This is a genomic window from Brevibacillus sp. SIMBA_040, from assembly GCF_046535075.1.
Classification (GTDB): Bacteria; Bacillota; Bacilli; order Brevibacillales; family Brevibacillaceae; genus Brevibacillus.
Map to the genome: position 1 here is coordinate 207,770 of NZ_JAWRXI010000010.1, position 12,196 is coordinate 219,965.

At 47.4% G+C, this 12,196-nt stretch carries 13 protein-coding genes; all 13 read right to left on the reverse strand.

Translation table 11 applies throughout. The features are described from left to right. Positions 1-23 precede the first annotated feature (23 nt). Entirely contained in the window at positions 24-1,769 is a 1,746-nt protein-coding gene (locus tag SB752_RS18640; protein WP_410717183.1) for a proline--tRNA ligase, read from the reverse strand. 43 nt (positions 1,770-1,812) lie between these two features. After that, a complete protein-coding gene (ispG, locus tag SB752_RS18645; RefSeq protein WP_103105982.1) occupies positions 1,813-2,895 on the reverse strand; it encodes a flavodoxin-dependent (E)-4-hydroxy-3-methylbut-2-enyl-diphosphate synthase in 1,083 nt (360 codons plus the stop codon). A gap of 51 nt (positions 2,896-2,946) precedes the next feature. Continuing rightward, positions 2,947-4,215, reverse strand: coding sequence for an RIP metalloprotease RseP (gene rseP, locus SB752_RS18650; RefSeq protein ID WP_410717091.1), 1,269 nt, complete (start codon positions 4,213-4,215; stop codon positions 2,947-2,949). A 46-nt stretch (positions 4,216-4,261) separates the two neighbouring features. Then, complete coding sequence (locus SB752_RS18655) at positions 4,262-5,410, reverse strand: 1-deoxy-D-xylulose-5-phosphate reductoisomerase (RefSeq protein WP_410717092.1); 1,149 nt, start codon at positions 5,408-5,410, stop codon at positions 4,262-4,264. Between the two features lie 42 nt (positions 5,411-5,452). After that, complete coding sequence (locus SB752_RS18660) at positions 5,453-6,238, reverse strand: phosphatidate cytidylyltransferase (protein WP_289136428.1); 786 nt, start codon at positions 6,236-6,238, stop codon at positions 5,453-5,455. A 17-nt stretch (positions 6,239-6,255) separates the two neighbouring features. Then, complete coding sequence (gene uppS / locus SB752_RS18665) at positions 6,256-7,026, reverse strand: undecaprenyl pyrophosphate synthase (protein ID WP_410717093.1); 771 nt, start codon at positions 7,024-7,026, stop codon at positions 6,256-6,258. 66 nt (positions 7,027-7,092) lie between these two features. Beyond that, complete coding sequence (frr, locus tag SB752_RS18670) at positions 7,093-7,650, reverse strand: ribosome recycling factor (protein ID WP_213022392.1); 558 nt, start codon at positions 7,648-7,650, stop codon at positions 7,093-7,095. 2 nt (positions 7,651-7,652) lie between these two features. After that, positions 7,653-8,375, reverse strand: coding sequence for a UMP kinase (gene pyrH, locus SB752_RS18675; RefSeq protein ID WP_213022393.1), 723 nt, complete (start codon positions 8,373-8,375; stop codon positions 7,653-7,655). Positions 8,376-8,533: 158 nt separating this feature from the next. Next, positions 8,534-9,421 carry a translation elongation factor Ts gene (tsf, locus tag SB752_RS18680; RefSeq protein ID WP_410717094.1) on the reverse strand — a complete coding sequence of 296 codons (888 nt, stop codon included), beginning with the start codon at positions 9,419-9,421 and terminating at the stop codon, positions 8,534-8,536. A gap of 260 nt (positions 9,422-9,681) precedes the next feature. Further along, on the reverse strand, positions 9,682-10,398 hold the full coding sequence (gene rpsB, locus SB752_RS18685) for a 30S ribosomal protein S2 (RefSeq protein ID WP_289136432.1): 717 nt from the start codon (positions 10,396-10,398) through the stop codon (positions 9,682-9,684). 195 nt (positions 10,399-10,593) lie between these two features. After that, positions 10,594-11,262: a DNA polymerase III subunit gamma/tau gene (locus SB752_RS18690; protein WP_410717095.1), complete on the reverse strand. Its 669-nt coding sequence runs from the start codon at positions 11,260-11,262 to the stop codon at positions 10,594-10,596. Continuing rightward, on the reverse strand, positions 11,255-11,767 hold the full coding sequence (locus SB752_RS18695) for a DUF6115 domain-containing protein (RefSeq protein WP_410717096.1): 513 nt from the start codon (positions 11,765-11,767) through the stop codon (positions 11,255-11,257). Before SB752_RS18695 ends, SB752_RS18690 begins: the two co-directional genes overlap by 8 nt. A gap of 42 nt (positions 11,768-11,809) precedes the next feature. Beyond that, the gene (locus tag SB752_RS18700; RefSeq protein WP_410717097.1) at positions 11,810-12,154 is read right to left on the reverse strand and encodes a hypothetical protein; all 345 of its coding nucleotides are present in this window, start codon (positions 12,152-12,154) and stop codon (positions 11,810-11,812) included. Positions 12,155-12,196 lie beyond the last annotated feature (42 nt).

Here is a 12,196-nt window from a genome sequence, read left to right on the forward strand (position 1 = left end):
TCCTTCTACATTCCTGCTAGATATTAATTGCCGAAGAGTTCTGCCCCCGTGCGATCAACACATGCCAGCATCGCTTTTACTTCGGTGACCAGATCTTCCAGTTTAACATCTTGTGATTCCCCATTTTTGCGAACACGCACTTCTACAGTACCTTCTTGTGCAGCCTTGTCCGAAACAGTAATGCGGAGCGGCAGACCGATCAGGTCAGCATCTTTGAACTTGACGCCAGCGCGTTCTGGTCGATCATCAAACAGTACTTCCACGCCTGAACGACGAAGTGCTTCCGTAATTTGTTCGCATGCTTGACGCTGTTCTTCTACTTTAACATTGACCGGGATCACATGCACATGGAAAGGTGCTACAGCAACTGGCCAAATGATTCCATTTTCATCGTTGTTCTGCTCGATCACAGCTGCGATGGTTCTGGATACCCCAATACCGTAGCATCCCATGATCATTGGTTGACTGCGGCCATTTTCATCCAAGAAGGTAGCACCGATCGCTTTGGAGTATTTTGTTCCCAGCTTGAATACGTGACCAACTTCGACCCCACGCGCAAACTTGATTTCACTGCCAGTACGAGGGCATTCGTCACCCTCTGTAATGTTGCGCAAATCAGCATAACGAGATACCGCAAAGTCACGACCAGGAACTACATGCGTCAGGTGGTAATCTGCCTCATTCGCACCCGCTACTCCATCGTAAACGTCTTGTACAAAGTTATCGGCGATGATTTCCACTTTTTCTGGATCAATGCCTACTGGTCCAACAAACCCAGCCGGTGCTCCAGTTACTGCGAGAATATCAGCTTCCGACGCCAGACCAACTTGGGTAGCATGATACATATTTTTCAGCTTCACGTCATTGAGCTCATGATCTCCGCGAATCAAAACCATAACGAGCTTGTCATCTACACGATATAACAGACTCTTGATGATATGTTTCGCTTCCATTTGCAGGGCTTGTACTAATTGCTCGATGGTTCTCACACCAGGCGTATGTAGCTTTTCGCGTGCTGGTGCTTCGATAGCAGGTTTTTCAGAAGGCTTGAAAACAACCTCTGCCTTTTCCAAATTCGCAGCATAATCGCCATCTTCGGAGTAGGCAATCGTATCTTCCCCGATCTCACACAATGCCATAAACTCGTACGTACCTTTACCACCAATCGCTCCTGCATCTGCTTCTACTGCACGGAAATTCAGCCCTACGCGAGTGAAAATATTGGTGTAGGCATCGTACATTGCTTGGAAATTACGATCCAGACCTTCTTGTGTCGTATCAAACGAATAGGAATCTTTCATAATGAATTCGCGGCAACGAATCAAACCGAAACGAGGGCGAACTTCATCACGGAATTTGGTTTGAATTTGGTACAGATTGATCGGCAGCTTTTTATAAGAATTGATTTCATCACGCACCAAGCTCGTAATTACTTCCTCGTGAGTTGGTCCTAAAGCAAAAGGACGATCATGACGGTCGCGCAGACGAACCAGCTCCGGGCCGTATACATCCCATCGACCCGTTTGGTGCCACAGCTCTGCTGGCTGCATCGCAGGCATCAAAAGCTCCTGGGCTCCCGCGTTGTTCATTTCTTCACGCACAATGGCTTGGATTTTATGCAGCGAGCGGATTGCCAATGGCAAATACGTATAAATCCCGGAAGCCAATTGGCGAGCCATACCAGCGCGGAGCAGCAACTTATGGCTGGCAATCTCCGCGTCAGCAGGTACTTCTCGCAAGGTAGGAATCAACATTTGACTTTGCTTCAACACGTGCGTGTCCTCCTTATGCCTCATCAGCAAGTGGCGCTCTTTACCCTACCGTTGTAGGTTTTTGCTCGCCGACCATTTCGTTAATTTCTTTCATTAATTCTTCGAACAGTTCTGTTTCCTTTACCTTCCGAACAATCTCACCATTACGGAAAATAAGGCCCTCCCCGTTTCCACCTGCCACACCTACGTCCGCTTCTCTTGCTTCACCAGGGCCATTGACAGCGCACCCCATGACTGCTACTTTGAGTGGCACTTTCAGAGTAGAGATCGCATCCTCTACTTTGGTAGCAAGACCGATCAAATCGATCGCGCAACGTCCGCAAGAAGGGCACGCAATAACTACAGGATCGTTGTTGACAATATCCAGGCTACGAAGAATTTGCTTCGCTACCTTGATTTCCTCCACTGGATCAGCAGTAAGCGATACACGGATGGTATCGCCAATACCCATCGATAGAACCGTACCGATCCCCACCGCTGATTTAATACTTCCGGAGAATTGAGTACCTGCTTCCGTTACCCCTACATGCAACGGATAATTACGCTTTTCTGCCATCAAGGAATACGTCTGGATCATGGTTGGTACGTCAGACGATTTCAAGGAGATAACGATGTTGTCGTAATTGAGGTCCTCCAAAATTTGCACGTGATCAATTGCACTCTCTACAATCGCTTCTGGCGATGGATAACCGTATTTTTCAAGCAGTCGTTTTTCAACAGAACCGGAGTTTACTCCAATACGAATAGGGACATTGCGCTCACGGCACGCTTCAACGACTCTTTGCGTTTTTTCTTTGGAGCCAATATTCCCTGGGTTGATGCGGATTTTATCGATTCCACTCTCCAAGGCAATCAGGGCCAACTTGTGGTCGAAATGGATGTCGGCAACAAGCGGCAGCGGTGAACGCTCCTTGATCTTCTTGATGGCGCGTGCTGCATCTTCATTGATGACGGCCAGGCGGACAATTTGGCAACCGACATCGTGCAGTCTTTGAATCTCGGCCAGTGTCTTTTCTACATCACGCGTATCCGCTGTCGTCATAGACTGAATCACTACGCTTTTTTGGCCCCCGATTTGCACGCCTCCTACAAAAACCGGTTTCGTCTCCTCGCGCTTGTACATTTTGCACCATCCTTTAAGCTTTTTCTGTTTTCTTTCTACCGAGTTAGTACGTTATTGAAAGAACAATCGTTGCACATCGTTCCAGGTTACTACCAAAATGAGCAGCATCAAAAATGCAAAGCCCAAAAAGTGAACCATCCCTTCCTTGTGTGGGTCAATGGGACGTCCTCGCAATGCTTCTACAGCCAAAAAGGCTAACCGTCCACCATCAAGTGCAGGGAGCGGCAAAAGATTGAACAATCCTAGGTTAATGCTTAAAACGGCAGCCCATTTCATCAAAATCGCCATACCTTGCTGTGCAAATTCACCCGTCATCTTGAAAATACCCACAGGACCGCTCAAATCATTCAGTCCAACAGCACCGGTAAACAGCATGCCTAAGCTTTTCAAAATCATCACGGTAAATTCGTAGGTTGACGATACCCCGTATTTTAGCACTTCTCCGGGAGCATATGTGAGTGAATTCGTTACCATGATTTTGCCGATGTTGTTTTCGTCTTTTCCTACTTTTACAGGAACCGTGTTTACCTGTCCATTTCGCTCATACTGAAAAGTCAATTCCTTGTCAGGAGCTTGGCTAATAATTTGAACGACATCTTTCCATGTGGAAACCGCTTTTCCTTGAATCGCGATCACTTTGTCGCCTTCCATGAGTCCCGCTTGGGCAGCAGGGCCACCTGCCCTCACTTCTCCAAGGTATGTCCCATTCGGAACACCGTACAAAAGACCGATCATCACAAACAACAGGAAGGCCAGCAGGAAATTGGCAAAAGGTCCTGCAAAAATAGCCCAGAAACGCTGCGATACGGTTTTGCCTTTGAACTGTCTATTTAATGGAGCAATCTGAACCTCTTGTCCATCACTCACTAATTGTGCCTGAGGATGTACCGAGTAAGTACGCTGTTCTCCATCAATTTCGAGGGTCAAGCTCAATGCTTGTTCCAGGTCAAAACGTACGACAGTACCCGAAATAGCTCGCTGAGAGCCTGCGTTCGGCCCATCTAACAGGATATGCGTTACCTTTCCAAGCGCATCACGTTCGATACTTACTTCCATGTGCGGCTTGAGCATATCCATTTCCGGATCTTCACCCGCCATACGGACTAACCCACCAATGGGCAGCAGGCGAAGGGTATATTCCGTTTCACCACGCTTCACGCGAAAAATCTTGGGACCCATTCCAAGCGCAAATTCCCGACAAAGTATCCCAGCCCTTTTGGCCAGAAGGAAGTGACCCAGTTCATGCACGAATACGAGTGCCCCAAAAACAACTACTATCGCGAGAATTGATTCAACGGAATCCAGATTGGGAAATGGCAAGTGAACAGCCACCTTTCTTTCGAGTATCTAAAGCTCATATCATGCTTTAAGCGAATATGAGCGCCTGAGAGCGTGCCCACGTATCTGCAGCAAAAATCTCCTCCAGCGTAGGGTCTTGTATGCCTTGATGGGCTTCGCATGTTTTGCTCACGATCGTTTCGATATCAAGAAACCCAATCGAGCCCTTCAGAAACAAATCAACAGCTACTTCATTGGCTGCATTCAGTACAGCCGTGTAAGTCCCACCAGCTTTTCCACACTCATAGGCCAATTTTAACAGAGGGTAACGGTCAAAATCCATGGCAGCAAAGTGAAGAGTGCCCACTTTGACTAAATCAAGTGGCTCTGTTGGCAAGGCCATTCTACCCGGGTAACTCATAGCGTACTGGATTGGAACCTTCATGTCCGGTGTCCCCAGCTGAGCCATTACCGCTCTGTCTTTATATTCTACCATAGAGTGTATGATGCTTTCATAATGGAGTACGCATTCAATTTGCTCGTAAGGCAGATCAAATAACCAATGCGCCTCAATTACTTCAAAGCCCTTGTTCATCATCGTTGCAGAATCAATCGTAATTTTGGCACCCATACTCCAGTTCGGATGTGCCAATGCTTCGGTTACCGTTACCTGCTTTAAGTCTTCTCGAGTCAAATGTCGAAAGGAGCCTCCAGATGCCGTCAGCATGACTCGCTCTACATCCTGACGCCTCTCTCCCTGCATGCATTGGAACACGGCAGCGTGCTCGCTATCTACCGGGATGATTTGGACGCCTTTTTCTCTTGCCTTTTTCGTGACGACCGATCCAGCACAAACCAATGTTTCCTTATTGGCAAGTCCGATTGTTTTCCCTGCTTCAATGGCAGCCAGAGTCGGGGCAACACCTACACTCCCGACAACAGCCGTCATCACAAAATTGGCAGCCTCATATCGAGCTACTTGCTCAAGGCCTGCGGCGCCGTATACAATTTCTGGTTTTACCTGACTACCAAGGCGTTCTCTCAGTTCAAATGCTGCTTGTTCATTCCCTACCGAAACAAGCTCTGGTCCAAACTGCACAACCTGCTTGGCCAGCAAGTCCACATTTGTTCCTGCAGCCATCGCTACCACAGAAAACTCCTGCGGGTGCCCTTCGACTACATCCAGTGTACTTGTTCCGATCGAACCCGTAGAACCTAAGAGTGCTATTTTTTTCACTGCCTTCACCTTCTATATCTCTTTCTATATATGCAACAGGTTTCAGACGATACCTAGTAGATGCAAAACCGGAAAAACAAGTAGAAAACTATCAAAACGATCCAGCACGCCGCCATGACCAGGAATGAGCTGTCCAGAATCCTTTACGTGAAAATGGCGCTTAAACGCTGATTCCACCAAATCTCCCAATTGACCGACAATCCCTGCCACAAAAGCGATCGTCAGTGCCTGTGCCAATGTCAAGTTGCCCAGCAAAGCATTGACACCAAGGACAACGATGACTGCCGCCAGCAAACCACCAATGGAGCCCTCTATCGTTTTATTTGGGCTGATCTCTGGCCAAAGCTTTCGCTTACCGATGGCTTTACCGACAAAATAGGCGCCAGAGTCAGTCGACCAGATTGCCAGAATGACGAGCACAGTTAGCATAAACCCTTCCGGAAGATTGCGGGCAGCGGCCATATACGTAAAACCATAGCCTATGTATAACGCCCCCACTAATGTAAGGGCGATGTGTTCAATGTGAAACTGATTTTTCCGCAGTACGGAGTAAATCAACAAAAGAAGGAGCACTGGTAACATCAGATCCGGCATACTGATGTTCAGCCAACTCGAAAATGCAAGGGATGGCCACAAAATACTTACCATCAACACATATCCAAGTATCCCTGCCGCATGTAATGGCTGTAAGCCAGCCATCCTCATGAATTCAAACAGGCCAATGACGGCCAGTAAAAAAACCAATAGTGAGTACCAGGCTCCTCCTGCATAAATCAAGAGAAGAAAACCCGCCCCACCAATCAGGCCAGTAATTATTCGTTGCTTCAACTGATTCCACCTCTCGGCTATACCGCCCCGTAGCGACGAGCTCGGCCTTGGTACTCCACAATCGCTTGATAAAAGTGTTCACGGGTAAAATCAGGCCAAAGAACGTCCGTAAACCACAATTCCGTGTAGGCCAATTGCCATAGCATGAAGTTGCTTAAGCGAATCTCTCCACTCGTGCGAATCAAGAGGTCAGGGTCGGGAATATCGCTTGTGTACAGGTAACGGGAAATGACTTCTTCATCCAATTTCTCAGGGTCGAGTTCGCCCGCTTTTACTTGGGACGCCATCATTGAAAATGCTTTAACTATTTCGTCGCGGCCTCCGTAGTTCAAGGCAAAATTTAGTTGCAGACCAGTATTGTTCAAGGTGCGCTCTTCTGCTTCTGTTAACGCTTTTAACGTATGCGTCGGTAATTCATCCTTGCTCCCTAACATACGAATTCGGACGTTTCGTTCAATTAATTCTTTTAATTCTGTCGACAGAAATTCCTGCGGAAGCTTCATGAGAAAATCAACTTCGTCTCTTGGACGCTTCCAGTTTTCGGTAGAAAAAGCATACATGGTCACATAGCCAACTCCTAGATCGTCTGCAACCTTGACCACTTCTTTTACTGTTTTCATTCCTGCCCGATGCCCGGCGACCCGGGGTAAATTGCGCATGTTGGCCCAACGACCGTTCCCGTCCATAATAATCGCAACGTGTTGCGGAATTTTTCCGGTACGATCCAATTCCTCTGGTATTGGTTGATTCTCTTTGCGGGCCCATTTGCGCGCCAGATGTTCTAACATAAAGTGTTCCCCCGTAATGAGAGATATAGACGTACATCCCCCTCACCAGAGGGGGATAACCTTGTGTTACACTTCCAAGATGTCTTTCTCTTTATCCTTAACGATCTTATCAACTTCTGCGATGAATTTATCTGTGGTCTTTTGGATGCTTTCTTGATGACGGCGAGATTCGTCCTCGGAAATGGTTGCAGCTTTTTCTAGTTTCTTAATGTCGTCGTTAGCATCACGGCGGATGTTGCGAATCGCAACCTTACTGTCTTCTCCGCTTTTCCCAGCTAATTTAACCAAATCCTTACGGCGTTCTTCTGTCAACGGCGGGATTACCATGCGGATGACTACGCCATCGTTTGAAGGAGATATACCGAGATCAGATTGTTGAAGAGCACGATCAATTTCTTTCAGCGCTGCTTTATCCCATGGCTGAATAATCAACATCCGTGGCTCCGGAACACTAATATTTGCTAATTGGCTAATAGGCGTTGGTGAACCATAGTAGTCAACCAGTACACGATCCAGCATGGCTGGATTTGCACGACCAGCACGGAGGCTGGAAAGATCTTTTTTCAACGTAGCGATCGCTTTGTTCATGCGATCTTCCATGTCTTTTAGCACGGATTGTGGCATGATTATTCCCCCTTAACCAGAGTACCGATTTTGTCGCCCATTACTGCACGGCGAATATTGCCTTCTTCGGAAATGTTAAAGACGATGAGTGGAATACTGTTGTCCATGCACAAGCTAGATGCGGTGGAATCCATCACACCCAAACCTTTGTTCAGTACTTCCAGGAAAGTCAGCTGGTCGTACTTTTCCGCGGTCGGATCGAGACTCGGGTCTGCTGAATAAACCCCATCTACCTTATTTTTTGCCATCAGGATCACTTCTGCTTCGATCTCAGCTGCGCGCAGGGCTGCAGTAGTATCCGTGGAGAAGTAAGGATTGCCTGTACCCGCTGCAAAGATAACGACACGCATTTTTTCCAAATGACGAATCGCTCTACGGCGTATGTATGGTTCCGCTACCTGTCTCATTTCAATCGAAGTTTGAACACGTGTAGGGACGTTCACCTTTTCCAGCCCATCCTGCATGGCGAGTGAGTTCATAATCGTTGCCAGCATTCCCATGTAATCGGCTGTTGCCCGATCCATCCCTTTGGAGCTGCCGGAAAGTCCGCGCCAGATATTACCTCCTCCGACGACTACTGCGACTTGTACTCCCAACTCTACGATTTCCTTGATCTGGTTCGCAACGGAAGAAATTACTTTTGGGTCAATACCGTACCCGAGGTCTCCCGCCAGTGCTTCCCCACTCAGCTTTAACACAACCCGTTTATAGGCAGGAAGTGGCATGTGAAACGGCCTCCATTCATGAATCATTCTCTATTACCTGTGTGCAATCCTTCTTACGCGTATGCTCACACTTGCTTTTTACATGCAGAGAGTTTCACATGGTGTGAAACTCTCGTTTTGAAAATAGGGAACACGGAGGTGTTCCCTATAAGTCAATATTATTGCTTATTTACTTGCGCCATAACTTCAGCTGCGAAGTCTTCTTGCTTCTTCTCGATACCTTCGCCTACTTGGAAGCGAGCGAATTCTTTTATGCTTGCACCCGCTTCTTTCAACAGAGCGGATACTTTTTTGTCTGGATCTTTTACGAATGGTTGCTCAACCAGTACGTATTCTTCGAAGAATTTGGAGAGGCGGCCTTCCACCATTTTTTCAACGATGTTTGCAGGCTTGCCTTCAGCCAGTGCTTGGTTTTTCAGAACTTCGCGCTCGCGCTCAATCTCATCAGCAGAAACTTCTTCGCGGTTAGCGAAGCGTGGGTTGGACGCTGCTGCGTGCATTCCCAGATCTCTTGCCAAAGATTCGTCCTGCGTACCTTCCAATGTTACGAGAACACCGATTCTTCCGCCCATGTGCAGGTAAGCACCGAATACGCCTGCATCCGATTTTTCGGAAAGAGCGAAACGACGGAAGGAGATGTTTTCTCCGATTGTGGAGATTTTTTCGTTGATGACATGAGCGAGAGTCTCGCCAGCACCTTTGAACGGTTGCTCCAGAGCTTCCTCTACAGTTGCAGGACGCTGGGAAACTACGTGCTCAGCGATGTCTTTAACAAGTGTTTGGAACTCAGGGTTTTTCGCAACGAAGTCAGTCTCGCAGTTAACTTCTACTACAGCTGCTACGTTACCAGCAACTGCTGTTGCTGTCAGACCTTCAGCCGCAATACGACCGGATTTTTTCGCTGCTTTTGCAATTCCTCGTTCACGGAGCAAGTCAATTGCTTTTTCCATATCTCCGCCAGTTTCTTCCAGCGCGCGTTTGCAATCCATCATTCCTGCGCCTGTACGCTCACGCAGTTCTTTAACCGATTGTGCACTAATTGCCATTTGGTTAAACCTCCTAAGGAAAGTTACGATCTCATTATAATGTACATAGAAGCCATCTGTTAAGAAAACGTTTCGGCAACCTTATTCTTTGCTGAATATGAGGAAGGATTCTCCTCGAGCTCAGTTAGAATTCTAGCTTCATCATGACTATGGTACGGCCTAGACTACGCTTATACTAGATAAGATATTGTAAATTCCTATCTGTACAAAAAAGGGTGGACAGGGGTTCTGACACCCTCAGTCCACCCTTTTACACTTGCTTACGCAGTTGTTGTTGTAGTTGCTTGTTGCTCTGTACCTTGGTTGCCTTCTTGCAGAGCATCTGCCATTTTCGCAGTCAAAAGCTTAACTGCGCGGATAGCGTCATCGTTACCTGGGATCACGTAGTCGATTTCATCTGGATCGCAGTTCGTGTCAACAATTGCAACGATTGGGATACCCAATTTACGAGCTTCTGCAACAGCGATGCGCTCTTTACGAGGATCGATGATGAACAGAGCATCTGGAAGTTTATCCATATGAGCGATACCGCCCAAGAATTTCTCCAAGCGATCCATTTCTTTGCGAAGAACGATTACTTCTTTCTTCGGCAATACTTCGAAAGTACCGTCTTGTTCCATACGTTTCAGATCAGCCAAGCGACCTGTACGTTTTTTGATGGTGCTGAAGTTAGTCAAAGTACCACCCAACCAACGTTGGTTGATAAAGTAGTGACCAGTGCGTTCTGCTTCATCTTTAACGGATTCTTGTGCTTGTTTCTTCGTACCTACGAAGAGCACTTTACCGCCGTCTTGAGCGAGTTCACGTACGAAGTTGTACGCTTCCTCTACTTTTTTAACGGTTTTTTGCAGGTCGATAATGTAGATTCCGTTACGTTCGGTGAAGATATAGCGAGCCATTTTCGGGTTCCAGCGACGAGTTTGGTGACCAAAGTGTACACCAGCTTCGAGCAACTGTTTCATCGAAATTACTGCCATATTTCACACCTCCTTCAAAAATGGTTTTTGTGATGCGTCCCTCCGTCACACCGCATGTTCCAAGCAATTCTGCCAGTTGGCAGCACCGTTGCCGGAATTGGTGGACGTGCGATTTCAACACCGTTAATGAATATATCATACGGGACTTTCAATTGCAACAAACAAATACCATTTTTTTCGCAAAAAAACTCCGCCTTATTTCTTTGGCGGAGTAGTTATCAGCTTCGCTATATCCGCTTCCGTGACCGAATCGCTCACTTCGTATGTACCTACACGAATTCGATTCAGTTTGTTTTGGGACCGTAGTTGATCAACGAATTTATTGTCTGCAGGGAGAATTCCTTCATCCACGAGAATACGAGCTACCTGCTCGGCAGTTGCCTTATACGGAACAGTAAACGAAAGCTTTTTTTCCGATTTGGGCGCTTCTACAACTGGAGCTGCAGGAGATTGTGTTGGCGTAGGAGCCGATGCCCCTGTCACAGAATTCGACTGCGCAGGCGGCTGTGTCGTTGCCTTTTCAACAGCACCAGGAGCCTCAGGCGCCGCTGTTTGGCCTACAATCGTCTTTTGCGGAGCATTCGGATAATTTGTCTCCGGTTTTGTTGTTTGCCCGGGCGCAGGCGACTGCGGCGCTTTTGTAGCTGTAGGTGCTGGCTTTACACTCACTTTCTTTTCCTGCTGCCACTGCTCGTACTCCTCAGGCGTAAGGATGACCATCTGCATTTCTTCTGCAGATTTCTTGACTTGTTCCTTTGTGATAACAGGGTGTGGCTCTACTTCTCGCGATGCAAGCATACCAAGAACGGAGGTTGCGACTAGCAGACCAGCACCAAAACCGAACAGTAGTTCTTTTTTATGCATCTGCTTGACCTCTTTCATTCTTGGCTGCCAATGAGAATATCAGTTCGATTTCACCGCGTCCCGCTCCAAGCCGTTTGGCGATTTCATCATAGGTAAGCCCCTCTTTGGCGAGCTCAAAGGCACGTCGGTAGCGTTCCCGAAGGGCGAGCATGTCTACCTCCATGACTGGCTCCTTGGGCAAGGACGTAACTTTTACTTCTGTCGTTTCTACGATTGGTGGTCGCTCTTTCGCTTGGTTTTCTAGCTGCTCGACCCGTCTTCGGAGTTGCTGTACTTCTTGCAGCAAATCTGCCCGGGTATCTTGAACATCAGCAGACAACCGCTCATTTTCCTGTTTCAGTTGCCTGCTGATCTTTTGCATGCTCTTTTCCAGCTCTGCTTTGTCAGTTGTGCGAACCGTTTGTGTGGCAGAATCGGAATCAATAGGTGACTTCCTCTTGATAAACAAGGCAAGTATCATGCTAATGACTCCAGCTCCAATTAGGATGGGGTACACTACGTCCATGTTGGTCACCTTTATTTCTGGCTTATCTTTTCCTATCCTTCATTATAAAGATATATCAATAAAACGTCCGCGCAACGGGTCTCTCATCGAGACAACTGAAGCAGAAGATGTGCTTTCAGCTGAACCAGCTTCCCTCTCCTCCTCTGAAGAAGAGGCTGATTGTTCGAAGCCATCCTTGCCTTGTCTTTGCTCCCGCTCGCGAATCTGATTTTTCTGTGTATGTTCCACATCATGTGGCCGCTGACGCAAATGCTCATCCAATTCTCTTCGCTGGTTAATCATGGATTGCTGCTCATGCATGGTGCGCTGCTGTTGTTGCTCTTGTATACGCGTGACTTCTAGGGTACGGGGCAAAGCAACCTGTAATTCAACCGTTTTCAAGCTCATCAGGCTACACCTCTCTTCCCCACAATTCTATCACTAGATTGT

Excerpts from the sequence above, each read along its gene's own strand:
- ispG (WP_103105982.1), bottom strand. The coding sequence starts at position 2,895 with ATGTACAAGCGCGAGGAGACGAAACCGGTTTTTGTAGGAGGCGTGCAA.
- uppS (WP_410717093.1), bottom strand. The coding sequence starts at position 7,026 with ATGTTAGAACATCTGGCGCGCAAATGGGCCCGCAAAGAGAATCAACCA.
- frr (WP_213022392.1), bottom strand. The coding sequence starts at position 7,650 with ATGCCACAATCCGTGCTAAAAGACATGGAAGATCGCATGAACAAAGCG.
- pyrH (WP_213022393.1), bottom strand. The coding sequence starts at position 8,375 with ATGCCACTTCCTGCCTATAAACGGGTTGTGTTAAAGCTGAGTGGGGAA.
- tsf (WP_410717094.1), bottom strand. The coding sequence starts at position 9,421 with ATGGCAATTAGTGCACAATCGGTTAAAGAACTGCGTGAGCGTACAGGC.
- rpsB (WP_289136432.1), bottom strand. The coding sequence starts at position 10,398 with ATGGCAGTAATTTCGATGAAACAGTTGCTCGAAGCTGGTGTACACTTT.
- SB752_RS18690 (WP_410717095.1), bottom strand. The coding sequence starts at position 11,262 with ATGCATAAAAAAGAACTACTGTTCGGTTTTGGTGCTGGTCTGCTAGTC.
- SB752_RS18695 (WP_410717096.1), bottom strand. The coding sequence starts at position 11,767 with ATGGACGTAGTGTACCCCATCCTAATTGGAGCTGGAGTCATTAGCATG.
- SB752_RS18700 (WP_410717097.1), bottom strand. The coding sequence starts at position 12,154 with ATGAGCTTGAAAACGGTTGAATTACAGGTTGCTTTGCCCCGTACCCTA.